Origin of the sequence: Roseivivax isoporae LMG 25204 (assembly GCF_000521865.1) — a bacterium.
Classification (GTDB): domain Bacteria; phylum Pseudomonadota; class Alphaproteobacteria; order Rhodobacterales; family Rhodobacteraceae; genus Roseivivax; species Roseivivax isoporae.
In genome coordinates this window covers 1-24,949 of record NZ_JAME01000047.1, presented here as the reverse complement: position 1 = coordinate 24,949, position 24,949 = coordinate 1, and the positions used below count along the sequence as shown (strand labels likewise).

At 69.7% G+C, this 24,949-nt stretch carries 31 protein-coding genes and 1 pseudogene; 13 read left to right on the top strand and 19 right to left on the bottom strand.

Annotated features, from left to right (window positions below; genetic code table 11):
• Positions 1–74: 74 nt before the first annotated feature.
• The 3 genes from RISW2_RS20580 to RISW2_RS20570 are packed head-to-tail and all read left to right on the top strand — an operon-like array spanning position 75 to position 1,908.
• The gene (locus RISW2_RS20580; protein WP_043774585.1) at positions 75–683 is read left to right on the top strand and encodes an ATP-dependent Clp protease proteolytic subunit; all 609 of its coding nucleotides are present in this window, start codon (positions 75–77) and stop codon (positions 681–683) included.
• Positions 680–1,168, top strand: coding sequence for a GNAT family N-acetyltransferase (locus RISW2_RS20575; RefSeq protein ID WP_043774583.1), 489 nt, complete (start codon positions 680–682; stop codon positions 1,166–1,168). The genes RISW2_RS20580 and RISW2_RS20575 overlap by 4 nt, the downstream gene beginning before the upstream one ends.
• A 14-nt stretch (positions 1,169–1,182) precedes the next feature.
• On the top strand, positions 1,183–1,908 hold the full coding sequence (locus tag RISW2_RS20570) for an NYN domain-containing protein (protein ID WP_043774581.1): 726 nt from the start codon (positions 1,183–1,185) through the stop codon (positions 1,906–1,908).
• Between the two features lie 9 nt (positions 1,909–1,917).
• Here the strand turns inward: RISW2_RS20570 and RISW2_RS20565 are convergent, their stop codons facing one another.
• The 5 genes from RISW2_RS20565 to RISW2_RS20545 all read right to left on the bottom strand — a co-directional run bounded on the left by RISW2_RS20565 (position 1,918) and on the right by RISW2_RS20545 (position 7,416).
• Positions 1,918–3,240, bottom strand: coding sequence for an NAD(P)/FAD-dependent oxidoreductase (locus tag RISW2_RS20565; RefSeq protein ID WP_043774580.1), 1,323 nt, complete (start codon positions 3,238–3,240; stop codon positions 1,918–1,920).
• A complete protein-coding gene (locus tag RISW2_RS20560; protein ID WP_043774578.1) occupies positions 3,237–4,058 on the bottom strand; it encodes an ABC transporter permease subunit in 822 nt (273 codons plus the stop codon). The genes RISW2_RS20565 and RISW2_RS20560 overlap by 4 nt, the downstream gene beginning before the upstream one ends.
• Positions 4,059–4,098: 40 nt before the next feature.
• Positions 4,099–4,980 carry an ABC transporter permease subunit gene (locus tag RISW2_RS20555; RefSeq protein ID WP_043774576.1) on the bottom strand — a complete coding sequence of 294 codons (882 nt, stop codon included), beginning with the start codon at positions 4,978–4,980 and terminating at the stop codon, positions 4,099–4,101.
• A 45-nt stretch (positions 4,981–5,025) separates the two neighbouring features.
• Positions 5,026–6,177 (bottom strand): ABC transporter ATP-binding protein, encoded by a 1,152-nt coding sequence (locus RISW2_RS20550; protein WP_051492214.1) that lies wholly within the window; start codon positions 6,175–6,177, stop codon positions 5,026–5,028.
• A gap of 153 nt (positions 6,178–6,330) precedes the next feature.
• Positions 6,331–7,416 (bottom strand): polyamine ABC transporter substrate-binding protein, encoded by a 1,086-nt coding sequence (locus RISW2_RS20545; RefSeq protein ID WP_043774574.1) that lies wholly within the window; start codon positions 7,414–7,416, stop codon positions 6,331–6,333.
• Between the two features lie 157 nt (positions 7,417–7,573).
• Here RISW2_RS20545 and RISW2_RS20540 point away from each other — a divergent pair, with 157 nt between their 5' ends.
• Both RISW2_RS20540 and RISW2_RS20535 read left to right on the top strand, forming a co-directional pair.
• Positions 7,574–8,287, top strand: coding sequence for a GntR family transcriptional regulator (locus tag RISW2_RS20540; RefSeq protein ID WP_051492213.1), 714 nt, complete (start codon positions 7,574–7,576; stop codon positions 8,285–8,287).
• 61 nt (positions 8,288–8,348) lie between these two features.
• Entirely contained in the window at positions 8,349–9,779 is a 1,431-nt protein-coding gene (locus RISW2_RS20535) for an aspartate aminotransferase family protein (protein ID WP_244437692.1), read from the top strand.
• A gap of 100 nt (positions 9,780–9,879) precedes the next feature.
• Here RISW2_RS20535 and RISW2_RS20530 read toward each other — a convergent pair whose 3' ends face one another.
• The 4 genes from RISW2_RS20530 to recO form a co-directional block, all read right to left on the bottom strand.
• On the bottom strand, positions 9,880–10,317 hold the full coding sequence (locus tag RISW2_RS20530) for a molybdenum cofactor biosynthesis protein MoaE (protein WP_043774572.1): 438 nt from the start codon (positions 10,315–10,317) through the stop codon (positions 9,880–9,882).
• An 11-nt stretch (positions 10,318–10,328) separates the two neighbouring features.
• Positions 10,329–10,574, bottom strand: coding sequence for a molybdopterin converting factor subunit 1 (gene moaD / locus RISW2_RS20525; RefSeq protein ID WP_043774570.1), 246 nt, complete (start codon positions 10,572–10,574; stop codon positions 10,329–10,331).
• A gap of 1 nt (position 10,575) precedes the next feature.
• Positions 10,576–11,241, bottom strand: coding sequence for a CDP-diacylglycerol--glycerol-3-phosphate 3-phosphatidyltransferase (pgsA, locus tag RISW2_RS20520; protein WP_043774568.1), 666 nt, complete (start codon positions 11,239–11,241; stop codon positions 10,576–10,578).
• Between the two features lie 66 nt (positions 11,242–11,307).
• A complete protein-coding gene (recO, locus tag RISW2_RS20515; RefSeq protein WP_043774565.1) occupies positions 11,308–12,039 on the bottom strand; it encodes a DNA repair protein RecO in 732 nt (243 codons plus the stop codon).
• Between recO and RISW2_RS20510 the strand changes: the two genes are divergently transcribed.
• The gene (locus RISW2_RS20510) at positions 12,023–12,700 is read left to right on the top strand and encodes a Pr6Pr family membrane protein (RefSeq protein ID WP_156943920.1); all 678 of its coding nucleotides are present in this window, start codon (positions 12,023–12,025) and stop codon (positions 12,698–12,700) included. The genes recO and RISW2_RS20510 overlap by 17 nt on opposite strands.
• 10 nt (positions 12,701–12,710) lie before the next feature.
• Here RISW2_RS20510 and RISW2_RS20505 read toward each other — a convergent pair whose 3' ends face one another.
• The 10 genes from RISW2_RS20505 to folK form a co-directional block, all read right to left on the bottom strand.
• Complete coding sequence (locus RISW2_RS20505; RefSeq protein WP_043774564.1) at positions 12,711–13,046, bottom strand: DUF1491 family protein; 336 nt, start codon at positions 13,044–13,046, stop codon at positions 12,711–12,713.
• Positions 13,039–13,947, bottom strand: coding sequence for a GTPase Era (era, locus tag RISW2_RS20500; protein WP_043774560.1), 909 nt, complete (start codon positions 13,945–13,947; stop codon positions 13,039–13,041). The genes RISW2_RS20505 and era overlap by 8 nt, the downstream gene beginning before the upstream one ends.
• A 97-nt stretch (positions 13,948–14,044) precedes the next feature.
• Positions 14,045–14,734, bottom strand: coding sequence for a ribonuclease III (gene rnc / locus RISW2_RS20495; RefSeq protein WP_043774559.1), 690 nt, complete (start codon positions 14,732–14,734; stop codon positions 14,045–14,047).
• The gene (gene lepB, locus RISW2_RS20490; protein ID WP_043774557.1) at positions 14,731–15,567 is read right to left on the bottom strand and encodes a signal peptidase I; all 837 of its coding nucleotides are present in this window, start codon (positions 15,565–15,567) and stop codon (positions 14,731–14,733) included. Before lepB ends, rnc begins: the two co-directional genes overlap by 4 nt.
• Before the next feature lie 62 nt (positions 15,568–15,629).
• On the bottom strand, positions 15,630–16,082 hold the full coding sequence (gene acpS, locus RISW2_RS20485; protein ID WP_043774555.1) for a holo-ACP synthase: 453 nt from the start codon (positions 16,080–16,082) through the stop codon (positions 15,630–15,632).
• Positions 16,083–16,123: 41 nt separating this feature from the next.
• Positions 16,124–16,876, bottom strand: a complete 753-nt coding sequence (locus RISW2_RS20480; RefSeq protein ID WP_043774552.1) for a pyridoxine 5'-phosphate synthase — start codon at positions 16,874–16,876, stop codon at positions 16,124–16,126.
• 58 nt (positions 16,877–16,934) lie between these two features.
• A complete protein-coding gene (locus tag RISW2_RS20475; RefSeq protein WP_043774550.1) occupies positions 16,935–17,582 on the bottom strand; it encodes a DUF2062 domain-containing protein in 648 nt (215 codons plus the stop codon).
• Positions 17,583–17,612: 30 nt separating this feature from the next.
• Positions 17,613–19,748, bottom strand: a complete 2,136-nt coding sequence (locus tag RISW2_RS20470) for a RelA/SpoT family protein (RefSeq protein ID WP_043774548.1) — start codon at positions 19,746–19,748, stop codon at positions 17,613–17,615.
• Positions 19,749–19,786: 38 nt separating this feature from the next.
• Positions 19,787–20,140, bottom strand: coding sequence for a DNA-directed RNA polymerase subunit omega (gene rpoZ, locus RISW2_RS20465; RefSeq protein ID WP_043774546.1), 354 nt, complete (start codon positions 20,138–20,140; stop codon positions 19,787–19,789).
• 102 nt (positions 20,141–20,242) lie between these two features.
• Complete coding sequence (gene folK, locus RISW2_RS20460) at positions 20,243–20,836, bottom strand: 2-amino-4-hydroxy-6-hydroxymethyldihydropteridine diphosphokinase (RefSeq protein WP_084615502.1); 594 nt, start codon at positions 20,834–20,836, stop codon at positions 20,243–20,245.
• Positions 20,837–20,950: 114 nt separating this feature from the next.
• Between folK and RISW2_RS20455 the strand changes: the two genes are divergently transcribed.
• The 7 genes and pseudogenes from RISW2_RS20455 to RISW2_RS24265 form a co-directional block, all read left to right on the top strand.
• Complete coding sequence (locus tag RISW2_RS20455; protein ID WP_043774542.1) at positions 20,951–21,505, top strand: LabA-like NYN domain-containing protein; 555 nt, start codon at positions 20,951–20,953, stop codon at positions 21,503–21,505.
• A 25-nt stretch (positions 21,506–21,530) separates the two neighbouring features.
• Positions 21,531–21,983 (top strand): YqaA family protein, encoded by a 453-nt coding sequence (locus RISW2_RS20450; RefSeq protein WP_043774587.1) that lies wholly within the window; start codon positions 21,531–21,533, stop codon positions 21,981–21,983.
• Positions 21,984–22,046: 63 nt separating this feature from the next.
• The gene (gene ispH / locus RISW2_RS20445) at positions 22,047–22,997 is read left to right on the top strand and encodes a 4-hydroxy-3-methylbut-2-enyl diphosphate reductase (protein ID WP_043774541.1); all 951 of its coding nucleotides are present in this window, start codon (positions 22,047–22,049) and stop codon (positions 22,995–22,997) included.
• A 79-nt stretch (positions 22,998–23,076) separates the two neighbouring features.
• A complete protein-coding gene (locus tag RISW2_RS20440; protein ID WP_043774538.1) occupies positions 23,077–23,691 on the top strand; it encodes a LysE family translocator in 615 nt (204 codons plus the stop codon).
• Positions 23,692–23,746: 55 nt separating this feature from the next.
• On the top strand, positions 23,747–24,199 hold the full coding sequence (locus RISW2_RS20435; RefSeq protein ID WP_043774536.1) for a DUF3429 domain-containing protein: 453 nt from the start codon (positions 23,747–23,749) through the stop codon (positions 24,197–24,199).
• Between the two features lie 106 nt (positions 24,200–24,305).
• Positions 24,306–24,794, top strand: a complete 489-nt coding sequence (gene rnhA / locus RISW2_RS20430; protein WP_043774533.1) for a ribonuclease HI — start codon at positions 24,306–24,308, stop codon at positions 24,792–24,794.
• Positions 24,791–24,928: pseudogene (locus RISW2_RS24265) on the top strand (TRIC cation channel family protein); the annotation flags it as partial. The gene rnhA and the pseudogene RISW2_RS24265, both read left to right, overlap by 4 nt.
• Positions 24,929–24,949 lie beyond the last annotated feature (21 nt).

Sequence of the window (24,949 nt, the reverse complement as noted above, 5' to 3'; positions counted from 1 at the left end):
GTCGTCACGTATTGACGCGGCCGTCCGGGGGCGGTTCCACTGCCCCCGGACACCCCTCGAGAGGAGCGCGCGAGATGGCCCACACGGTTCTGGACGACGACGAGGACGGGGACGATCGCAAGGGCGAGACCGTCATGCCCGGCGGGCGCGTCGACAGCCTGTTCTTCCGCAGCCGCAACGTGCTCATCACCGGCAAGATCGACGACAAGGCCGCGCGCACCGCGGTCACGCACCTGCTCGCGCTGAACGAGGAAAGCGACGCGCCGATCAACGTCTTCATCTCCTCGCCGGGCGGCCACGTCGAATCGGGTGACATGGTGCACGACGTCATCAAGTTCATCCGGCCGCGCGTGCGCTGCATCGGGTCGGGCTGGGTGGCGAGCGCCGGCGCGCTGATCTTCATCGCCGCCGCGCGCGAGGACCGTGTCTGCCTGCCCAACACCCGTTTCCTGCTGCACCAGCCCTCGGGCGGGATCGGCGGGCAGGTGTCCGACATGCAGATCCAGGCCGAGCAGATCCGCCAGATGCGCGCCCGCTTCGACCGGCTGTTCGCCGAAGCGACGGGCCAGACGCCCGACAGGATCGCCGAGGACACCGCGCGCGACTTCTGGCTGACCACGCAGGAGGCGCTCGATTACGGGCTTCTCGGCCGGGTCGTCACCTCGATCGACGAGCTTTCGTGAGCCCCCGGATCCGGCCGGCGGCGGCAGGGGATGCCGATGCGTTCTGGCGCATCATGGAGCCCGTGTTCCGTGCCGGCGAAACCTACACGATCCCGCGCGACATCTCGCGCGGGGACGCGCTCACCTACTGGACGGCGCCGGCGCACCGGGTCTTTGCCGCAGAGATCGCGGACCGGGTGGTGGGCACCTACATCCTGCGCCCGAACCAGCAGGGCGGCGGCGACCACGTGTGCAACGCCGCCTTCCTGACCGCGCCCGAGGCGCAGGGGCAGGGGGTCGCGCGGGCGATGCTGGCCCATGCGCTGGACACCGCGCGCCATGACGGGTATCGCGCGATGCAGTTCAACTTCGTCGTCGCCAGCAACGCCCGGGCCGTCGCCACGTGGGAACGCGCGGGGTTCGACATCGTCGGCAGGCTGCCCGACGCGTTCCGGCATCCCAGGCTGGGATATGTCGACGCGCTGGTGATGTTCCGCACGCTCTGATGACCGGAGGCGTCATGCCCGACCCCCTCACCCGATCGCCGCTTCTTGCCGTGCTGATCGATGCCGACAACACGTCGCCGAAATACGCCAAGGCGCTTTTCGACGAGATCGCGAGCTTCGGCGAGGCCAGCGTCCGGCGCTGCTACGGCGATTTCTCGAGCCACCAGATGGCGGGCTGGTCCAAGGTGACCGCAGAGTTCGGCCTTGTCCCGACGCACCAGCCGGCCAACACCGTGGGCAAGAACGCGAGCGACATCGCGCTCGTCATCGACGCCATGGACCTCATGCATTCGGGCCGCTTCGACGGGTTCGTCCTGGTGTCTTCGGACAGCGATTTCACCCGCCTCGCGAGCCGGCTGCGCGAGCAGGGGCTCGACGTCTACGGCATGGGCATGCAGAAGACGCCCGAAGCCTTCCGCAAGGCCTGCAAGCGCTTCATCTTCCTCGAGAACATGGACAGCGCGCCGGAGAATTCCGGCCGCCCGGGCGCGCAGACCGCCGCCAAGGGCAACCTCGAGGAGGCGCGCAACCTCATCTTCAAGGCGATGGACGCGATCGAGCAGGAGGACGAGTGGTACACGCTGGGCCAGCTCGGCCAGTTCCTGACCGCCGCGAATCCGGATTTCGACACGCGCACCTACGGCAAGCGCAAGCTGTCGGACCTCGTGGCCGAGCTGAAGGTGTTCGAGACCAAGCGGACCGCCGGCGGCAACCAGCTCCTGGTGCGGCGGGTCGACTGATCCGCACCCTCAGAGGTCGGCGAGACCGGCGAGGAAATAGGTCGGCCTGAGCAGCATGCGCCGGTGCGCCCCGAGCGGAAAGCGCTTGGGGGTCTTGCGCATCACCGCCGGCCACGGCGTCTCGGGCGCGCGGCCGCGGGCGAGCGCGGCGAGGATGCGGCCCGTGTGGCTCGACATGCCGACGCCGTTGCCGTGGTAGCCGAGGCCTGCGAAGACGCCCTGCATGTCGGGCACGGGGCCCGCATAGGGCGTCAGGTTCGCCATCAGGCAGACCAGCCCCGACCATTCGTGGGTGATCTCGACGCCGCGCCATGCGGGGAACATCTCGTGGAAATGCCGCCGGATCCGGGCCGAGATCGCCGCCTGCTCGCCCGGCCGCGCGGTCAGGCCGCCCCGCATCCCGAACAGGAAACGCCCGTCGGGCAGTCGGCGGAAGTAGTGCAGCAGCACGCGGGTGTCGTAGGCCATCTGCGCGCTCGTCAAGCCCTGTGCCGCCGCCTCGTCGTCGGTGAGGGGCCGCGTTACGATGATCGTCGACTGGACCGGCATCGTGCGCGCCTCCAGCCAATCGGGCACGTCCTCGGACGAGTAGCCGTTCGTGGCGACGATGACGCGCTCGGCGGTCAGGCTGCCCCTCGGCGTCTCGAGCCGCCAGCGCCCCTCCGCGCGCCGGATGCGGGTTACCGGCGTCTGCGCGTGCAGCCGTGCGCCGGCCCCGTCGGCGGCGCGGGCGAGCCCGGAATGGTACTTCCGCGGGTGGAGCGCGAAGCCGAGGGGCAGGGTCAGCGCGCCGTGGAACGGCCCGCCGAGACCGTGCGCACCAAGCTCGGCACGCGGGATCAGCTCGGGCGCCACGCCGTAGGCGGCGCCCGCGGTCGCGGCCTCCTGCCGGAGCCGCTGCCACGCGCGGGCGGTGTGGGCGAGGATTGTCTCGCCCCGGCTGTGGGTGTCGGCGTCGATGCCGTGTCGCGCGATGAGCCCGCGCACCGTCTCGATCGCCGCCTTCTCGGTGTCGTGCCAGCCGGCCAGCCCCGCGGGGCCGAAGCGCTTGCGCAGCATCGCGTCGCTCGCCTTGGACCCGCCGAGGCAGCAGAACCCGCCGTTCCGCCCCGACGCGCCGAAGCCCGGCGTCTCGGCTTCGAGCAGCGCGACATCGCTGCCCGCCTCGGCGAGATGCAGCGCGGCGGAAAGGCCCGTGAAGCCGCCACCGATCACCGCGACCTCGGCGGACGCATCGCCGTCGAGCGCCGGCCAGTCGGGCGTCGCGACGCCCTCGTTCCAGAAGCAGGCCTGCGGCGCCGCGTAGGCCCGCGGCTCGTGGAGGCGCCTCATCCGGTGACCCGTGCCGCGGCCTGTTCCTCGCGGGCCTGGGTGACCGCGCGGCGCTTGGTCGCGAGGGACGCGGCGATCACGCCGATCGCCACGACGCCGATCAGCAGGCTCGACAGGGCGTTGATCTGCGGCGAGACGCCCAGCCGGATCGACGAGAAGATCTGGATCGGCAGCGTCGTCGCCGACGGCCCCGTGGTGAAGCTCGCGATCACCAGGTCGTCGAGCGACAGGGTGAAGGCCAGCAGCCAGCCCGAGATGACGGCGGGCGCGATGATCGGCAGCGTCACGAGACGGAATGCCTCGAATGGCGAACAGCCGAGGTCCAGCGCCGCCTCCTCGAGCGCGGTGTCGAAGGTGGCGAGCCGCGAGGACACCACCACTGACACGTAGCACATGGCGAACGTCGTGTGCGCGAGGACGACGGTGAAGATCCCGCGGTCGAGACCGATGCCGATGAAGAGCAGCAGCAGCGACAGGCCGGTGATGACCTCGGGCATGACGAGCGGCGCGTAGATCATGCCCGAGAACAGGGTCCGCCCCGGGAAGCGGCCCGCGCGGATCATCACGACGGCCGCGAGCGTGCCCAGTACCGTCGCCAGCGTCGACGAGAACAGCGCCACGCGGATCGTGACCCACGCCGCGTCCATGAACTGCTCGTCGCGCAGGAGCTCGCCGTACCAGCGGGTCGAGAAGCCCGCCCAGACGGTCACCAGCTTCGACGCGTTGAAGCTGTAGATCACCAGCAGGACCATCGGCAGGTAGAGGAACGCGAAGCCGAAGGTCAGCGACGTGACGTTGAACCACGAGAAGCGTCTCATGCGCGGACCTCCGTGGCGGCGGCGGGACGGGACGCGCTCATCATGCCGCCTCCCGCTGCTTCTGCTCGTTGCGCTGGAAGAGGACGATCGGGACGATCAGGATGAGCAGGAGCACGATCGCCACGGCCGAGGCCACCGGCCAGTCGCGGTTGGAGAAGAACTCCTCCCACAGCACCTTGCCGATCATAAGCGTGTCCGACCCGCCAAGGAGCGAGGGGATCACGAATTCGCCGATCGCCGGAATGAAGACCAGGAAGCAGCCCGCGATCACCCCGCCCCGCGACAGCGGGAAGGTCACGAGCCAGAAGGCGGTGAGGCGCGAGCATCCGAGATCCTCGGCCGCCTCGAGCAGCGACTCGTCCATGCGTTCGAGCGTCGCGTAGATCGGCAGGATCATGAACGGCAGGTAGGTGTAGACGATGCCGATATAGACCGCGGTGTTGGTGGCGAGGATCTGCAGGGGCGGGATCCCGAACCAGCCCAGCACCATGTTCAGGAAGCCCTCGTTGGCGAGGATGCCCATCCACGAATAGACGCGGATCAGGAACGACGTCCAGAACGGCAGGATCACCAGCATCAGGAGCGTCGGACGCCATTCGGGGGCCGCGCGCGCCATGCCGTAGGCGATGGGATAGCCCACGAGAAGGGTGATGACCGTGGAGACCGCGGCGATCCAGACCGAGCTCAGGTAGGCCTTCCAGTAGAGATCGTCCTGCGTCAGGAACACGAAGTTCTCGAAGTCGAGCCCGGCAAAGAAGCTGCGGACGCCCTCCCAGCCGGCGGACAGGTCCAGCGTCGGCGCATAGGGCGGGATCGACAGCGCGATGTCCGACAGCGAGATCTTCAGGACGATCAGGAACGGGACGAGGAAGAGCGCGAGCAGCCACAGGTAGGGCACCGCGATCAGGGCGAAGCGCCGCATGTCAGGTCCTTTCGTCGGTCGGCTGCGGGGCGCGCGGGATCACGCTCAACGCTCCAGCAGGACGCCGCAGGTCTCGGTCCAGTTGACCCACACCTCGTCCTCCCAGGTGAACGGCTGGCGCGTGTCGCGTTCGGTGTTGAAGTTCTGCGCGCGGATCATGCGCCCGCCCGGCAGTTCCACGTGGTAGGTCGAGAGGTTGCCGAGATAACCGATATCCACGACCTTGCCGCGCAGGACGTTGTGGTCGTCGGGCCGGTTGTGGTGGATCTCGACCTTCTCGGGGCGGATCGCCACGTAGGCGGTCTGGCCGTCCCTCAGGGATGCGGGCGAGCGCACGCGCAGCGGCGGCTGCCCCTCGGCCCAGTCCAGCCGGTAATGTTCACCGTCCTTCCGGACCGTGCCCTCGAAGATCGTGACGTCGCCGATGAAGTCCGCGACGTAGACCGAGTTCGGCTGCTCGTAGATCACCGGCGGCGTCGCCACCTGGATCAGCTTGCCCTCGTCCATCACCGCCACGCGGGAGGCGACGGTCATCGCCTCCTCCTGGTCGTGTGTCACGATGACGAAGGTGGTGCCGGTCTTCTCCTGGATGTCCATGAGTTCGAACTGCGTCTCCTCGCGCAGCTTCTTGTCGAGCGCGCCGAGCGGTTCGTCGAGCAGCAGGAGCTTCGGCGCCTTGGCGAGGCTGCGCGCCAGCGCGACCCGTTGGCGCTGGCCGCCCGAGATCTGGTGCGGCTTGCGCGACGCGAACTTCTCGAGCCGCGTGAGGCGCAGCATCTCGTCGACCCGCGCGCGGATCGTGTCCTTGTCCTTGCCCTCGCGTTTCAGTCCGAAGGCGATGTTCTCCCACACCGACAGGTGCGGGAACAGCGCGTAGGACTGGAACATCATGTTCACGGCGCGCTGGTTGGGCGGGATCGGCGCGATGTCCTGCCCGGACAGCAGGATCTTGCCCTCGGTGGGCGTCTCGAACCCCGCGAGCATCCGCATCATCGTCGTCTTGCCGCAGCCCGAGGGGCCGAGCAGGGCAAAGAATTCCCGCGTGTAGATGTCGAGCGTCAGGTCGTCGATCGCGGTGAAGTCGCCGAACCGCTTGGTGACGTTCTTGAACTGGATCAGCGGCACCGCGTCGGGTTCGTCCCACGGCGCAAAGACGGCGGGGCCCGGGCGGGGTCGGTCGGCTGGAGCCGTGGTCATCTCTCAGCACCTCATCTCGTGGCCGGGGCGGCGGCCCGTGCGTTGCGTCGTCGTCCCGGGCGACGGGCCAGTGCCGTGCGCCGGGGGCCGGCCGGGCGCGGAACTGCGCCCGACCGGAAGATCAGGGCCTGCGCGCCGGGGCGCGCAGGGCGATCAGACGCCCGACTTGATCGAGGTCCACAGCCGCGTGACCGTGCGCTGGAGGCGCGGGTCGTAGGGCGTGAAGGTGTAGAGGTTCTCGAGGGTGGCCTCGTCCGGGTAGATGGCGCTGTCGCCGATCACGTCCTCGTTCAGGAATTCCTGCGACGCCTCGTTGCCGTTGGCGTAGTAGACGTAATTCGACGCCTGGGCCATGTTCTGTGCGTCCATGATGAAGTTGAGGAAGGTGTGCGCTTCCTCGACGTTTGGCGCGTCGGCCGGGATCGCCATCTGGTCGAACCACATCAGCGCGCCTTCCTTCGGGATGTGGTACTCGATGGTGACGCCGTTGTCTGCCTCCGCGGCGCGGTCGCGCGCCTGCAGGATGTCGCCCGACCAGCCGAAGGCCACGCAGATCTCGCCGTTCGCCAGCGCGTTGATGTATTCCGACGAATGGAACTTCGAGATGTAGGGCCGGATCTCGGCCATCACCGGGCCGGTCTTCTCGATGACCTCGGCATCCTTGGAGTTCGGGTCCTCGCCCAGGAACTTGAGCGCGGCGGGGATCACCTCGGTCGGCGCGTCCAGGAAGTAGACGCCGCACTCGGCGAGCTTTTCCATGTTCTCCGGCTCGAAGATCAGCGACAGCGAATCGACCGGCGCGTCCTCGCCGAGGACCTCGCGCACCTTGTCGACGTTGATGCCGATGCCCGTGGTGCCCCACATGTAGTTGACCGAGTACGCATTGTCCGGATCGACCGAGGCGGTGCGCTCGCGGATCAGGTCCCACATGTTCTCGAGGTTCGGCAGCTTGCTCGGGTCGAGCTTCTGGTAGGCGCCGGCCTCGATCTGGCGCGACATGAACGACCCGGTGGGCACGACCACGTCGTAGCCGGAATTGCCGGCGAGGATCTTGGTCTCGAGCACTTCGTTGGAATCGTAGACGTCGTAGATCAGGTCGATCCCGGTCTCTTCCTCGAACTTCGTCAGCAGGTCCTCGTCGATGTAGTCGGACCAGTTGTACACACGCACTTCCTGCGCGGCCGCGGCACCCGCGAGCAGCGCGCAGGCGGCAGTAAGGGTCATCAGCTTGGTGGTCATACGTCGCTCCCGTTGGTCGTGGGGAGTGTGGTCTCCCCTTGAACCGAATTTGATCAAACGTTGCGCGGCCTGGCAACAGGGAGATGTTTCCATGGCGGGCGCGCGCGTGCAAGATGGGGTCATTCGTGCGAGATCCGCGAGACAGGACATGAGGTTGATGAATTTGCAGGCAGCGGGCGAGCGGGCCGCGAGCGGGGCGGGCCTGCCGGTGCACGAGCAGGTCTACCGGACGCTCCGAGAGATGATTCTCTTCGGCGAGCTGGAGCCCGGCGCGCCGGTCACGATCCAGGGACTGACGGACCGGCTCGAGGCGGGAATGACCCCGGTGCGCGAGGCGCTGCGCCGCCTGACGGCAGAGGGTGCGCTCGAATTCCGGGGCAACCGCCGCATTTCCGTGCCAGTGCTCGATGCCGGCGCCGTCGAGGAACTGACCGTGGCGCGCCGGGCGCTCGAGCCCGAACTCGCGCGCCGGGCGGCGGCGCGCGCGACGGGCGCCGACATCGACCGGCTGCGGGCCACCGACGCGCGGCTCGACCGCGCCATCGGCCGCGGCGATGTCGCGGGCTATCTGCGGGAAAACCATCGCTTTCACGCGGAACTGAACGCGCTGGCCGACGCCCCCATCCTGACCGAGATGGTGGACGGCCTCTGGCTGCGGTTCGGGCCCTCGCTGCGCGTCGTCTGCGGGCTGTTCGGCACGCGAAACCTGCCCGATCGCCACAAGGACCTGCTGGTCGCGCTCGAGACCGCGGCCCCAGGCCGCGCCGCCGCGGCGATGGAGGCGGACGTGGTGCAGGGCATGGACCAGATCGCCGCCGGCCTGACCGGGCAGGGCGGCGATTCGCGACGGGCGGAGATTGACACCGGATAATTTGATCATATTCTTGGCGCATCTCCCGGAACCCCGAGTCGAGACAGGAAAGGTGCGGCCCATGTCCACGTCCCAGATGCCCAGAACCGTCGCGTCGCAGATCACCAACCTGCCGCCCACGGCCGAGCTGCAGGCACGCGATGCCCGCCACCACTTGCACCCGTTCACCCACGCCGCGGGCCTCGCCGAGAAGGGCGCGCGCATCATCACGCGGGCCGAGGGCTGCTGGCTGACCGACAGCGAGGGCAACACCATCCTCGACGCCATGGCCGGGCTCTGGTGCGTGAACGTGGGCTACGGCCGGCAGGAGCTGGTCGAGGCGGCGGCGCGCCAGATGGCGGAGCTGCCGTTCTACAACACGTTCTTCCAGACCACGCACGTGCCGGCGATCGAGCTGTCCGAGCGGCTGGCCGAGCTTGCGCCCGAGCACATGAACCGGGTGTTCTTCGCCGGGTCGGGATCGGAGGCGAACGACACCAACATCCGCATGGTGCGCACCTACTGGGACCTCAAGGGCCAGCCCGAGCGGGTCAACATCATCTCGCGCTGGAATGCCTATCACGGCTCGTCGGTCGGGTCGGGCTCGCTCGGCGGCATGAAGGGGATGCACGCTCAGGGCGGCATGCCGATCCCCGGCATCCACCACATCGACCAGCCGAACTGGTGGGCCGAGGGCGGCGACATGAGCCCCGAGGACTTCGGCCGCGCCCGCGCGCAGGCGCTCGAGGAGAAGATCCTCGAGCTCGGCCCCGACACCGTCGCGGCCTTCATCGCCGAGCCGGTGCAGGGCGCGGGCGGCGTGATCGTGCCGCCCGAGAGCTACTGGCCCGAGGTGTCTCGCATCGTCGAGAAGTACGGCATCCTGCTCATCGCCGACGAGGTGATCTGCGGCTTCGGCCGGACCGGCAACTGGTTCGGGTCCGAGACGATGGGCATCCGTCCCGACATCATGACGATCGCCAAGGGCCTGTCCTCGGGCTACCAGCCGATCGGCGGCTCGATCGTGTCGGACGAGGTCGCCGAGGTGATCGGCGGCGCCGAGTTCAACCACGGCTACACCTATTCGGGCCATCCGGTGGCCTGCGCGGTGGCGCTCGAGAACCTGCGCATCCTCGACGAGGAAGGCATCGTGACCCGGGTGCGGACCGAGACCGGGCCCTATCTCAAGCAGAAGTTCGAGAGCCTGACCGAACATCCCTTGGTCGGCGAGGCGAAGATTGTCGGCATGATGGGGTCGATCGCCCTGACACCCGACAAGGCGTCCCGCGCGGCCTTCGCCGCGGATGCGGGCACGGTGGGCTATCTCTGCCGCGAGCGCTGCTTTGCCAACAACCTCGTCATGCGGCACGTGGGCGACCGCATGATCGTGTCGCCGCCGCTGGTGATCTCGAAGGCCGAGATCGACACGCTGATCGAGCGTGCATGGCGCTCGCTCGACGAGGCGATGGCGGAGGCCGAGGCGCAGGGCCTCATGAAGCCCGCGGCGGCCTGATCCGGCGGTGCGGCGCGCGGGACGCGCGCCGCGCTCTGCCTCTCGCCCGGGGGCTGGCGCCCCCGGCCTCGCGCGGGCACGGGATCCGCACCGCCCGCCCTCACCAGCGCGACAGCGCGTCCTCGTCGGCATCCCTGGCCGCGACCCAGGCCGTGCCGTCCGCGCGGTGTTCCTTCTTCCAGAACGGCGCGCGGGATTTCAGGTAATCCATCAGGTACTCGGCCGCGGTGAACGCGTCGGCGCGGTGCGGCGCAGCGGTCGCCACCATCATGATGCGCTCGCCGGGCGCGAGCCGGCCGTAGCGATGGATCACCAGCACATCGCCGAGAGACCAGCGCGTGCGCGCCTCCTCGGCGATGGCCGCGAGCGCGGCCTCGGTCATGCCGGGATAGTGCTCGATCTCCATGGCGTCGAGCCCGCCATCGCCGCGCACCACGCCCGCGAAGGTGACCACGGCCCCCATGTCGGCCCGGTCCGCCGCGAAGGCGTCGCATTCCGCGCCGAAGTCGAAGGCCGCCTCCTGCACCACGATGCGCATCTCGTCCTCCCTCAGCCGCCGGTCATGGGCGGGAAGAACGCCACCTCGCGCACGCCCTCGAGCGGCGCGTCGAAATCGGCGAGTTCGCGGTCGACCGCGACGCGGACCGCCGAGAGGTCGGCGAAGGCCGCGGCGTAGCGCTCCTCGCGCCCGCGCAGCTCCTCGACCAGGTCCGAGACCGTCGCCGCGCGGCTGTCGATGCGCTCCTTCGGCAGCCCGATGCGTTCGCGCAACCAGGCGAAGTAGAGCACGTCCATGTCAGCGGTCCTCCTTCAGATGCGGCACGGCCTTGCGGAAGTAGTCCCACCCGGTCACGAGGGTCAGCGCCGCGGCGATCCACAGGAGCGCCACGCCGGCGTTCCCGGCCCAGACCATTCCGGTATACTTCCAGACGAGGCCATGCTGGTCCGGTGCCTGGCCGTCGAGGATGCGGCCGACGAGTCCATCGTCGAGCCCCTCGACCGAGAGCCCGAGATAGTGCTCGAACACTCCTTGGGCGAAGAGCACGGCGATGGCCACCATCTGCAGCGTCGTCTTCCACTTGGCGAGCTTCGTCACCTTGAGCGTGCCCGCGGTGTCGCCGAGATATTCCCGCAGGCCCGAGACGAAGACCTCGCGGAAGAGGATGAAGGTCGCGGGCAGCACGAGCCACGGCGACATCGAGGAATAGCCCACGATGACCATCAGCGCGATCACCACCATCGCCTTGTCGGCGATCGGGTCCAGCATCGCGCCGAGCTTCGATTCCTGCGCCCAGTTGCGGGCGATGTAGCCGTCGAACCAGTCGGTGACGGCCGCGCCGACGAAGAGGACGAGCGCGAACCAGTCCGCGTAGGGACGGGTGAAGTAGAGGAACATCACGGCGACACCGGGCGCAGCCAGGAGGCGCAGCGTCGTCAGCACGTTGGGCAGGGTCCATTTCATGGGGGAGTCCTAGCGCGTCTGCCGGTGCGGCGGAAGGTCAGTTCGCGACACGCTCAGGTGCGTGGCTCATCCGGCGGCGCGGCGCCGCATCCGGTCGAGGAAAAGCGCCCGCGCGGGCGGCAGCGGCTTGTCGCCGAGGGACGCGGCGAGGTGGGTGCTCAGGAAATGCCCCGTCGCCTCGAGGCCCGTCACCACCTCGGCATCGCTGCCGGTGCCCCGTCCCAGGAGGACCGGCGGCAGCGGCAGCAGGCGGTCGGCCCAGGCGCCCGCGCCCTCGGCCGTGACGGCCCGGCCGGTGCGCGGCGAGAGGTAGGCGAGCCCCTCGTCCCGCCCGGTCACCGCGCAGGCCGACAGGTCGAGCCCGTAGCCCATTTCCTCGAGCAGGGCGGTTTCCCAGCGCAGGTAGGCGAGCGGCCAGAGGTCGGGCTCGGCCAAGAGGTCGAGGAGCGCCGCGCTCGCCCGGTAGAGCCCGGGATGCGGCGCCCGCTCGGGCAGGCAGAACGCGAGCAGCGCGGTGACCGCGTTCAGGCCCGCGAGCGCCACCGGGTCGGCCATCGCCAGCGCCGCGCGGGACCGGAGGGGTTCCGCGGTGAAGGTACCGATGTGATCCTCGAGCCGGGCCCGCCAGGCGAGGTCGAGCGTGGTGCCGGGCTGCAGCCCCGGGGCCACCCGCCGCGACGTCGCGCCGCGCAGGACGCCCGCGTGCCGGCCATGTGCCTCGGTGAAGACCTCGAGGATCGCCGAGCTTTCGCCATGGCGGCGCAGCGTCAGGAGGATGCCGGTGTCGCGCCAGTCCATGGCCGCGACTATTCCGCCGCTTGCGGCCTCCTGCAAGAGCCGCGACAAGCTCGGGCCCATGACCCATGCCGCCCGAATGTCCGCCGCCCTTCTCGCGCTTGCCGCCATCGCCACGCTGGTCTGGCACGTGCAGCTCGGTCTCGACCGGAATCCCGGGCGCACGCTCGCGGTCGAGCTGTGGCGCACCGGGCGCTATTTCACCATCCTGACCGTCGCGCTGACGGGTGCCCTGTTCGCCGCCGCCGCGCTCCGCGGGCGGATGGCCGCGGGGATGGCGGGGGGCCTCGCGCTGTGGATGGCGGTGGTGGGAATCGTCTACCACGTGCTGCTGGCGCGGGAGCTGTCGGGCGCGCGGCTCGTGGTCGACCAGATGATGCACACCGTCCTGCCGATCGCGGTGGCGCTCTGGTGGGTCGCCTGCGCCGACAAGGCGGGGCTCGCCGCGCGGCACGCGCTCTGGTGGCTGGCCTGGCCCGGGCTCTACTGCGCCTACGCGCTCGGGCGCGGCGCCCTCGACGGGCGGCATCCGTACTTCTTCCTCGATCCCGCGCGCATCGGCTGGCCGCAGGTGGCGCTCTGGATCGTGGCGCTGGGCGGCGTGTTCTGGATCGGCGGGCTGGGGCTCGTGGCGCTGGCGCGGCGGATCGGGCGGCGGTCCTGAACGCGCGGCCTCAGGCGAGACCGTCCTCGTCGAGCAGGTGCCGGCCCGCGCGGTCCTCGACCTCGAGCACCCAGAGATCCGGGTCGCTGCGGCATTCGCGCGAGATGACGGCGTCGACCTCGGGTTCGGGCCCGTCGCTCAGCACCTCCCAGCGGCGGGTGTCGGACATCAGGTCGTAGCGGCGGCAGAAGAGGCGCGCCTGCCCGTCGAGGGTCGAGAGCTTGACCAGCACCGCCCCCGCGACGTCGTCGCCGCGCGAGACCACGAAGCAGGGGATGTCGACGAGCGAGAGCCGCCGCCGGTAGGCCGCGACCCAGACATGGGCGGCAAGGCGCGGCTCAGCCATCGCCGTCGCGGAAGTCGAGACCCATCTCGGAATAGCGCTCGGCCTCGTCGAGCCAGCGCTCGCGCACCTTCACCTGCAGGAAGAGGTGCACCTTTCGGCCCAGGAACTCCTCGATCTCGGCGCGGGCTGCCTGGCCGATCGCCTTGATCGTCTCGCCCTTGTGGCCGAGCACGATGCCCTTGTGGCCGTCGCGGGAGACGTAGACCACCTGGTCGATACGTGCCGACCCGTCCGGCCTGTCCTCCCAGCTCTCGGTCTCGACGGTCAGCTGGTAGGGCAGTTCCTGGTGCAGGCGCAGCGTCAGCTTCTCGCGGGTCATCTCGGCCGCGATGGTGCGCATGGGGAGGTCCGCGATCTGGTCCTCGGGATAGAGCCAGGGCCCCTCGGGCAGGGCCCCGCCGAGCCAGTCGCGCAGGTCCTCGACGCCGTGGCCGCGCTCGGCCGAGATCATGAACGTCTTCTCGAAGGCGAAGGCCTCGTTCAGCTTCGCGCTGAGCGCCAGCAGCGCCTCGGCCTTGACCCGGTCGATCTTGTTGATGGCGAGCGCCACGCGGCGCCCGGAAGCGACCTCGGGCAGCTTCTCGAGGATCGCCCGGACCCCGTCGGTCAGGCCGCGATGCGCCTCGATCAGCAGCACGACGATGTCGGCATCCGCGGCCCCGCCCCAGGCGGCGGCGACCATGGCGCGGTCGAGCCGCCGGCGCGGCGCGAACAGTCCGGGCGTGTCGACGAAGACGATCTGCGCCTCGCCGGCCAGCGCCACGCCGCGGATGCGGGCGCGTGTGGTCTGCACCTTGTGGGTGACGATCGACACCTTCGCCCCGACCATCCGGTTCAGCAGCGTGGACTTGCCCGCGTTGGGCTCTCCGATCAGGGCGACGAAACCGGCGCGGGTGGACATGGTCAGGTGCCTTTCGGGGCAGGGGCCGTTCGGGCTCGGGTGGACGGCGACGCTTAGCGCAGAAGCGGCGGCTTTGCAAAGCCGGACGCGGGCGGGGTCAGCCTTCCGCGTCCTCGATCCGGGCGAGAAGGTGCCGGGCCGCCGCCTGCTCGGCCTGACGTTTCGACGGCGCCTCGGCGCGCGCGGTGCGGCCATCGGCGAGGCGCACCTCGATGGTGAAGCGCGGCTGGTGGTCGGGGCCCGAGCGCGCGGTCTCGACATAGTCGGGCGGCGCCATGCCGCGGGCCTGCGCCCATTCCTGCAGCGCCGTCTTGGCGTCGCGGGCGTCGTCCTCGACCGCGTCGATGCGCCCGCCCCAGAGTCGCAGGATCATGGCGCGCGCCGCCTCGAACCCGCCATCTTCGTAGACCGCCGCGATCACCGCCTCCATCGCGTCGCCAAGGAGCGCGATCTTGCGCCGCCCGCCCGACAGCCGTTCGGAGCGCCCGAGCTTGAGCGCCTCGCCGATGCCCGCATCGCGCGCCACGTCCGCGCAGGTCTCCTTGCGCACCAGCGTGTTGAAGCGGGGGGCAAGCTGGCCCTCGCGCGCGCCCGGGTCGCGGTCCAGCAGCGCCTCGGCCATGACGAGGCCAAGCACGCGGTCGCCGAGAAACTCGAGCCGCTGGTTGTCCTCCCGCGCGGGGCCGGACATGGAGGAATGGGTGAGCGCGCGGTTCAGTAGCTCCGGGCGGTCGAAGCGGTGGCCCAGCCGGGCCTCGAGGTCGGACAGCGCGGCGGACCGCTTCACTCGATCTTCTCGAAGAAGCGGTCGGAGCGCCACGTCCAGAAGAACAGCATGGAGCTTCCGGCCGACGAGAACATGACCCGCGTGGCGCGCCCGACGATGTTCTCGTAGGGCACGAAGCCGACGCCGCCCGCAACCTGCGGGACCCGGCTGTCGGACGAGTTGTCGCGGTTGTCGCCCATCATGAAGTAGTTGCCCTCGGGCACGGTGTAGACGGGCGTGTTGTCCGACCCCTGGTTGGCGATGTTCAGCACGTCGTGGCTGACCCCGTTCGGCAGCGTCTCGGTCTGGCGTTCCTTGACGCAGAGGCCGCCGTCGCCGACCGGGCCGTTGGCGCAGCGCGGGCGCAGCCGCTGGGGGCCCTGCGGCTCGGCCGTCTCCTCGAAGGTGCCGGCATCGGTCAGCTCCACCGGTTCGCCGTCGATGTGCAGCACGCCCTCGCGCATCTGGATGGTCTCGCCCGGCAGGCCGATCACCCGCTTGATGAAGTCGCGGCCGGTGACCGGGTGGCGGAACACCACCACGTCGCCGCGTTCGGGCGCGCTGCCGAAGAGCCGCGTGTTGTCGCCGTCGAGGAAACCGCAGATGTCCGAGGCGTCGATGTCGATGCCGATCCCGGGCAGGTACAGCGACGGGCAGGAGGCATAGGAATAGCCGTAGGCCATCTTGTTGACGAACAGGAAGTCGCCGATCAGCAGCGTGTCCTTCATCGACCCCGAGGGGATCCAGAACGGCTGGAAGAACAGCGTGCGGAAGACGCCGGCGATCAGCAGCGCGTAGAAGATGGTCTTGATCGTCTCGACGATCCCGCCGCCCGCCTTCTTGGTGCTCGCCATGGATGCCTGCCTTCCGCCTCGTCGCGATTGCTGGCGCTACATGCGGGCGGGGGCGGGCGGAGTCAAGCGACGGGCCCGGGCCCCGCGGTGCCCTGCGGCACGCCTGCGTCGCCGTGGCCGAGCGGCCGCGCCTCGATCACCACGAAGGCCTGCGCCCACGGATGGTCGTCGGTCAGCGTCACGTGGATGATCGCCTCGTGGCCCGCAGGGGTCATCGCGTCGAGCCGGTCGCGCGCCCAGCCGGTCACGTGCATCACCGGCTGGCCGGTCCGCAGGTTCGTGACCGCCATGTCCTTCCACGCGATCCCCATGCGCAGGCCGGTGCCGAGCGCCTTGGAGCACGCCTCCTTCGCGGCCCAGCGTTTCGCGTAGGTGCCGGGTGTGTCGGCGCGCGCCTCGGCTTTGCGCTGCTCGATGTCGGTGAAGACGCGGTTGCGGAACCGGTCGCCGAAACGCTCGAGCGTGCGCGCGATGCGCTCGATGTTGCAGAGATCCGTGCCGATGCCGAGGATCACGGGCACGTCCCGGCGGGTTCGCGGTCAGCCATGGCGCGCGCTCAGGCCCGCGCCTCGTCCATCGCCCGGCGCATGCCGGTGATGGCGCCCTGGAGGCCGGCAAAGATCGCCTCGCCGATCAGGAAATGCCCGATGTTCAGCTCGACCACCTGCGGGATCGCCGCGACGGGGCGCACGGTCTCGTAGCTGAGCCCGTGGCCGGCATGTACCTCGAGACCCCGTTCGGCGGCGTGCGCGGCCATCTCGACGAGCCGCGCGAGTTCCGCGTCGCGGTCGGCGTGCCGCCCCTCGGCGTGAAGGTCGCAATAGGCGCCGGTGTGCAGCTCGATCACCGCTGCGCCGACCTCGGCCGCGGCGTCGATCTGGGCGCGGTCGGCGGCGATGAACAGCGACACCCGGCAGCCTGCGTCGCGCAGGGGCGCGATGAACTGCGACAGCCGCGCGGTGTCGCCCGCGACGTCGAGCCCGCCCTCTGTGGTCCTTTCCTCGCGTTTCTCGGGCACCAGGCAGACCGCGTGCGGACGCGTCTTCAGCGCGATCTCCTGCATCTCCGTCGTCGCGGCCATCTCGAAGTTCAGCGGCACGTGCAGCGCCTTGACCAGCCGCGCGATGTCCTCGTCCCGGATGTGGCGCCGGTCCTCGCGCAGGTGCGCGGTGATGCCGTCGGCGCCCGCCTCTTCCGCCATGAGCGCTGCGCGCACCGGGTCGGGCGTCTCTCCGCCGCGCGCGTTGCGCACCGTGGCCACGTGGTCGATGTTCACGCCAAGGCGCAGCGGGCCGGCATAGGGGGTCATGGCATGCTCCGGGATCGTTCGTTTCGCTCGGCGAAGCTAGTCCGACGGGAGGGGGACGTCAGCCCGTCTCTTCGCCCTTCTTCGAGGATTTCTTGGCCTTGAGCGCGGCAAGCTTGGCCGCCAGCAGGCCCTGCCGCCGGTTCTGGTAGGCGCGGATCAGCGGCACCGACAGGTAGTAGCACACGAGGCCCGCGATGATGCCCGGCACGATGCCGCCCACCATGTAGGGATAGAACACCTCGTGGTAGAAGATCGTCAGGCCCTGCCAGTCCGCGGTGTCCGGCGTGAACATGGCGGTGAAGTTGTCCCACAGGTCGTCGCCTGCGCGCATGAACTTGTAGCCGAGCGAGCCGTGCTGCGGGTCGGCCTCGATTCCGAGCATCCAGTAGCCCGTGGTCATCGAGACGACGCCGATGGGCAGGTAGGTCAGCGGGTTGCCGAAGAACGTGCCCAGAAGCGCGGCGACGACGTTGCCGCGCAGCACCAGCGCCAGAACCGCGGCGACGATGAAATGCAGCCCGTAGAACGGGGTGAAGGTGGTGAAGACGCCCGCGAAGATGCCGCGCGCGATCTTCTCGGGCGGGTCGGGGAGGCGGTGCAGGCGATGCTGCACGTAACGTGCCGCACGCGCCCAGCCACCGCGCGGCCAGAGCGAATGGCTCACCGCCTGCCAGAAGGGCCGCTTGTCACGGCGTTTGAAGACCAAATCCGGCTCCTCGTCGGTCGGAGGTCGGGATCATTCCGCAGCCTGCCGGTTGGCAAGCTCCGGTGCGCGCCGACGCTCCAGCGTTGCCACGTCCGAGTCCGCGTCGAGTGCCGAGACCACCGTGTGCAGGTGTTCGGCGTCGCGCAGATCGATGTCCATGAACAAACGATAGAAGTCCGGTTTGCGATCCATGAAGTGCAGGTCGGAGATATTCGCCCCCCGCTCTCCGATCAACGTGCAAATGCGTCCGAGCACGCCCGAATCGTTCCCGATCGTCATGTCGAGCGTCACGGTGTAGGCCGCCGGGTGGCTTCCCGAGGCCCAGTGCAGGTCCAGCCAGCGCGACGGCTGGTCCTCGTAGTCGACGAGCGCGGCGCAGTCGATCGCGTGCACCATGACGCCGCGTCCGCGCGAGGTGATGCCGACGATGCGCTCCCCCGGCAGCGGCTGGCAGCAGCGTGCCCGCGTGAAGCCCTGGTTGTGGTCGAGGCCGATCACCGCGCGGCTCTGGTCCACCTCGGCGCGACGGGAGGGAGCGAGGTCGGGATAGACCGCGCGGACGACCTCGCGCGCCGACAGCTCCGCCGAGCCGAGCCGCGCCAGCAGCGTGTCGCCGTCCGCGAGCCGCAGCGTCTGCGCGGCCTTCTCGAGCACCTTGTCGGAGGCCTTCTTGCCCACGTTCTCGAAGGCCGAGCGCGCCAGTTCGCGCCCGAGCCGGATGTAGCGTTCGCGGTTCGCCTCGCGCAGGGCCCGCCGGATCGCGCTGCGCGCCTTTCCGGTCGTCGCGATGTCGAGCCAGGTGGCCTGCGGCGTCTGCCCCTCGGCGGTGATGATCTCGACTGACTGGCCGTTCTTCAGCCGCGTCCAGAGCGGCACGCGAATGCCGTCCACCTTGGCGCCGACGCAGGCCGCGCCGATGCGCGTGTGGATCGCGTAGCCGAAATCGAGCGGCGTCGCGCCCTTGGGCAGCTTCACCACGTCGCCCTTGGGGGTGAAGCAGAACACCTGGTCGGAATACATCTCGAGCTTCACGGCCTCGAGGAACTCGTCGTGGTCGTCCTCTGCGGTGAACTGCTCGGTCAGCGAGCTGATCCACTTGGCGGGATCGACCGCGAACGGGTTCTCGGCGCGCTCGCCGTCGCGGTAGGACCAGTGCGCGGCGACGCCGGTCTCGGCCACCTCGTGCATCTGGCGGGTGCGGATCTGCACCTCGACGCGCTTGCCGTCACGGCCGGACACGGTGGTGTGGATCGACCGGTAGCCGTTGGACTTGGGCTGGCTGATGTAGTCCTTGAACCGGCCCGGCACCGCACGCCAGCGCTGGTGGATCGCCCCGAGCGCCGCGTAGCAGTCGGCCTCGGACCGGGTGATGACGCGGAAGCCGTAGATGTCCGACAGCCGCGAGAACCCCATTTCCTTTTCCTGCATCTTGCGCCAGATCGAGTAGGGTTTCTTGGCGCGGCCGAAGACCTCGGCGTCGATGCCCACCTTGTCGAGTTCGGTGCGCATGTCCGAGGTGATCCGGTGGATGACGTCGCCGGTTTCCTTCTGCAGGTTGATGAACCGGCGGATGATCGACGCGCGCGCCTCGGGATTCAGCACCCGGAACGCCAGGTCCTCGAGCTCCTCGCGCATCCACTGCATGCCCATCCGGCCCGCGAGCGGGGCGTAGATGTCCATGGTCTCGCGCGCCTTCTGGCTCTGTTTCTCGACCCGCATGGCGCGGATGGTGCGCATGTTGTGCAGCCGGTCGGCGAGCTTGACGAGGATGACCCGCAGGTCCTTCGACATCGCCATGAAGAGCTTGCGGAAGTTCTCGGCCTGCTTGGTCTCGGACGACGACAGCTGCAGGTTGGTCAGCTTCGTGACGCCGTCGACCAGCGTCGCGATCTCGGGCCCGAAGCGCTGCGAGATCTCCGCGAAGGTCGACTTCGTGTCCTCGATCGTGTCGTGCAGGAGCGCGGTGATGATGGTGGCGTCGTCGAGCTGCTGCTCGGTCAGGATCGCCGCCACTGCCACGGGATGGGTGAAGTAGGGCTCACCCGATTGCCGCGACTGGCCTTCGTGCATCCGGGCGGCGTAATCGTACGCCGCCCGGATCAGGGCCTCGTTGGTCCTGGGATTGTAGTTGCGGACGAGCGCGATGAGGTCCTCGGCGGCGATCATGGCCCCTTAATTCCCCGAATGCGCGCGCATCGCGGGCCTCAGCCCTCGCCCTGCGCCTCCATCAGCGCGCGCAGCAGCTTTTCTTCGGACATGTCGTCGTCCTGCGGCTTGTCGGGTTCCGCGCCCATGAGGAGCGCCATCGCGTCATCCTCGGGCTCGTCGACCTCGATCTGCGTCTGGTTCGATTCGATCATCCGTTCGCGCAGCTCGTCGGCCGACTGCGTCTCCTCGGCGATCTCGCGCAGGGCCACGACGGGGTTCTTGTCGTTGTCGCGGTCCACCGTGAGCGCGGCGCCCGACGCAAGCTCCCGCGCCCGGTGCGCGGCGACCAGCACCAGGTCGAACCGGTTGGGAACCTTGTCGACGCAATCTTCTACCGTCACGCGGGCCATTCGTGCCTCCAGTCCATGGGATCGGCTTGAGAAAGGACACGTCTAGCGCGGATCATTTGTATTGACAAGCGCGATCGGGTCGTTCCGCCGACGCGCCGCACCTCAGAGCGGCACGACCGCGCCGAGCTCCGCGTCCGGCAGGGCGTCGCGCATGTCGATCACCCTCCGCCCGGTGGCCGGATGCACCCAGTCCGGTGCCACGTCCGCGAGCGGCACGAGCACGAAGGCGCGGTCCTGCAGGCGCGGATGCGGCAGAATCAGCTCGTCCGGCGCCCGTGCCACCTGTGCCGCAGGTGCGAGACGGCGCCAATCCGCCTGAACGTCGGAATTCGGCAGCACGGTTTCGCCGAATGCGAGCAGATCCAGATCGAGGCTGCGCATGCCCCAGCGTGTCTCGCGCCGCCGGCCGAACCGGTCCTCCACGCGGTGCAGCGCGGCCAGCGCCGCGCGCGGCCCGACCCCGTCCGGCGGCGCGAGCAGGGCGGCCGCGTTCACGTAATCGGGACCGTAACCCGCCGGAAAACATGGTGTATGATAGAAGCGGCTGAGTCGCCTCAGCCGCAGTCCCTCTGCCGCAAGCGCGGCCAGTGCCGCGGCGAAGGTCGCGGCCGGCGGGCCGGCCTCGGAAGACAGGTTTGCGCCGAGCGCGATCAGCATGGTCTTGCGCCTAAGTTGAATGCCGAATTTTTCAATCATAATTCCCATTGCTTGAACACAGGATGGACTTGCATAATTTCCCTGTTTGAGCGATCCGTCCCCTTCGCGCTCACGAAGGCCGTTTCGCAAAGCTTTCGTTGGAAGGACATTTTGATGTTTTACAAGGACGAACGGCTGGCGCTGTTCATCGACGGGTCGAACCTTTACGCAGCAGCCAAGGCTCTCGGGTTCGACATCGACTACAAGCTGCTTCGACAGGAATTCGTGCGCCGCGGAAAGATGCTTCGGGCCTTCTACTACACGGCCCTGCTGGAAAACGACGACTATTCCCCGATTCGTCCGCTGGTCGATTGGCTGCACTACAACGGTTTCACCATGGTGACGAAACCGGCCAAGGAATACACCGACAGCCAGGGCCGCCGTAAGGTCAAGGGCAACATGGACATCGAGCTGACGGTGGACGCGATGGAACTCGCGCCGCGCGTCGACCACATCGTCCTGTTCTCCGGCGACGGCGATTTCCGTCCGCTGGTGGAAAGCCTGCAGCGGCAGGGCGTGCGCGTCTCCGTCGTCTCGACCATCCGCAGCCAGCCGCCGATGATCGCCGACGAGCTGCGCCGCCAGGCCGACAACTTCATCGAGCTCGACGAGCTGCGCGAGGTGATCGGCCGGCCGCCGCGCGACGTGGCCGCAGCGGCCAACGGCTGACGCCCGCAGCGCGGGCAGAGTGACCGTGACCGGCGAATGGGTCGCATTGGGGAGCCTGTTCGCCGCCGCCTTCGGTGCCGCGACGATCCTTCCGTTCCAGTCCGAGATCGTCTTCGTCGCGCTGCAGCTGCGCGACGCGGCCTCTCCGCTTCTCCTCGTGATCGTGGCGAGCATCGGCAACGTGCTGGGGGCGGTGGTGAACTACGTCCTCGGCCGCGGGGCCGAGCGGCTGCAGGGCCGCCGCTGGTTCCCCGCCTCGCCGGCCCAGCTGGCACGGGCGCGGGACTGGTACGCGCGCTGGGGCGTCTGGACGCTGCTCCTCAGCTGGGCGCCGCTGGGCGATGCCTTCACCGTCGTCGCGGGGGTCATGCGCACGCCGCTCTGGCTCTTCGTGGCCCTCGTCACCCTCGCCAAGACCGGGCGCTACGCCGTCCTCGCCTGGGCCACCGTGGCGACCGCCGGCGGAGGGGCGGCGTGATCTCCCGCTCCGGGGTGGATCCGCGCCGCGCGATCCCCTAGATCCGGGGACAAGGAGACGCTCATGACCCTGCCGCCGCTCACCCTTCACCTCGCCGCGCCGCGCGGGTTCTGCGCCGGCGTGGACCGCGCGATCAAGATCGTGGAAATGGCGCTCGAGAAATGGGGCGCCCCGGTCTACGTGCGCCACGAGATCGTGCACAACCGCTTCGTCGTCGACGGGCTGCGCGCCAAGGGCGCCGTCTTCGTCGAGGAACTGGACGAATGTCCGCCCGACCGCCCGGTGATCTTCTCGGCGCACGGCGTGCCCAAGGCCGTCCCGGCCGAGGCCGCGCGGCGCGAGATGATCTATGTGGACGCCACCTGCCCGCTCGTGTCCAAGGTCCATATCGAGGCCGCGCGCCACCATGAGAACGGCCTGCAGATGATCATGATCGGCCATGCGGGCCATCCCGAGACGCTCGGCACCATGGGCCAGCTGCCCGAGGGCGAGGTCCTGCTGGTCGAGACCGCCGAGGACGTGGCGCGGATCGAGGTGCGCGACCCCGAGCGGCTTGCCTTCGTGACGCAGACCACGCTTTCGGTGGACGACACCGCCGACATCGTCGCGGCGCTGCGCGCGCGCTTCCCCGCGATCGTGGGCCCGCACAAGGAAGACATCTGCTACGCCACCACCAACCGGCAGGAGGCGGTCAAGGCGATGGCGCCCGAGTGCGACGCGCTCCTCGTGGTGGGGGCGCCCAACTCGTCGAACTCGAAGCGGCTCGTCGAGGTCGGCGCCCGCGCCGGCTGCGCCTATGCGCAGCTCGTGCAGCGCGCGGCCGACATCGACTGGCGCGCGCTCGAGGGCATCCGCTCGGTCGGCATCACCGCCGGCGCCTCGGCGCCCGAGGTGCTGATCGAGGAGGTCATCGAGGCCTTCCGCGACCGCTACGCGGTGACGGTCCGGCCCGTGACCACCGCCGAGGAGAACGTCGAGTTCAAGGTGCCGCGCATCCTGCGCGTGCCCGCCTGACACCCGCGCGCCCCGCGCTTGACGGGGGCGGCGCCCGCGGCGCAGGATCGGCCGGCTTCCCGTCCCCCGAGGTTGCCGAATGACGCTCCAGTTCCTCCTGACCACGCTCGTCGTGGTGATCGCGCCGGGCACCGGCGTCCTCTACACGCTCGCGGTCTCGCTCGGGCAGGGCCGCCGCCCGGGGTTCTGGGCGGCGCTCGGCTGCACCTTCGGCATCGTGCCGCACCTCGCCGCCGCGACGCTCGGGCTCGCGGCGCTCCTGCACACGAGCGCCCTCCTCTTCTTGGCGGTGAAATGGGCGGGCGTCGCCTACCTGCTCTGGCTCGCCTGGCAGTCGCTGCACCAGGGCGGCGCGCTCGCCGTGTCCGAGGACCGCGCCTCCGAGCCCGGCCCGCGCATCGCCTGGCGCGGCGCGCTCATCAACATCCTCAACCCCAAGCTCCCGGTCTTCTTCCTGGCGCTCCTGCCGCCGTTCCTGTCGGGCGACCCCGCCACCGCGACGGCCGAGATGGCCGCGCTCGGCGCGGTGTTCATGGGCCTGACGCTCGCGGTCTTCGCGGGCTACGCCGTCATGGCCGCGGCCGCGCGCGACCGCCTCCTCGCCTCGGCGCGCGCCATGCGCTGGCTCAACCGCAGCTTCGCCGGCCTCTTCGCGGCGCTCGCCGGGCGTCTCGCGCTCGAACGGGCCGCGTGACAGGCGCGGCGCCCGCGCTATCCTGCGCGGCGCAGACGATCCGGAAGGCGCCGCCATGACCGACATCCCCCGCTCCGCGCTGATCCTCGGGCTCGCCGGGGTGATCCCCTTCGCCTGGGGCGCGCTCACGCTCCTGTGGCCCGCGGCCGCGCAATGGGGCACGGCGACCCTCGGCCCGCGCTTTGTCGGCCCCTACGTCCAGCTCTATTACGGCGCGGTGATCCTGAGCTTCATGTCGGGGGTCCTCTGGGGCTTCGCCACGAAGGCCGCGGGCGCGCGCGCGGCGACGGGCTACGCGCTTTCCGTCGTCCCCGCGCTCTGGGCCTTCTTCATGACCGGCGGCGGCCCGGTCTCGGCGGGCATGAACCTGGTCTTCGGTTTCGCCGGGCTCCTCGTCCTCGACTACGCCTTCTGGCACTGGCGCCTCGCCCCCGTCTGGTGGCTGCGGCTGCGCGGGCTCCTGACCCTGCTCGTGGTCCTCTGCCTCTCGGTCGGCGTCTTCCTCTGACCTTTCCCGTTCTTCTTGGCGCAAATATCCCGGGGGTGCGGGGGCCGGCCCCCGCACCGCGGCGGCCGCTCTTGACCCCGCCCGGCTGGCGCGCGACAGACGGCACATGACCGACCTCTTCGCCTTCACCGACGGAGCGTGCTCCGGGAATCCCGGCCCGGGGGGCTGGGGCGTCGTCATGCGCGCCATGGACGGCGACACGGTGGTCAAGGAGCGCGAGCTCAACGGCGGCGAGGCCGCGACCACCAACAACAGGATGGAGCTCATCGCGGCGATCTCCGCGCTCGAGGCGCTGGCGCGGCCCTCGACGATCACCATCGTGACCGACTCGGCCTACGTGAAGAACGGCGTCACCGGCTGGATCCACGGCTGGAAGAAGAACGGCTGGAAGACCGCCGCCAGGAAGCCCGTCAAGAACGAGGAGCTCTGGCGCCGGCTCGACGCCGCCCAGGCGCGCCACGACGTGCGCTGGCAGTGGGTCAAGGGCCATGCCGGCCACCCGGAGAACGAACGCGCCGACGCGCTCGCGCGCGCGGGCATGGCGCCCTTCAAGCCCGATCGCGGCCCGCGGGCCGCCACGCCGGACCGGGCGTGAGCCTCCTCGCGCTGCTCGACCACACGGCCGTCCTGGTCTTTGCGTTGAGCGGCGGCCTCGTCGCCTCGCGCGCCCAGCTCGACATCGTGGGCTTCGCCTTCCTCGCCTGCCTGACCGGCATGGGCGGCGGCACGTGACCTGCTCCCTTTGGAGTC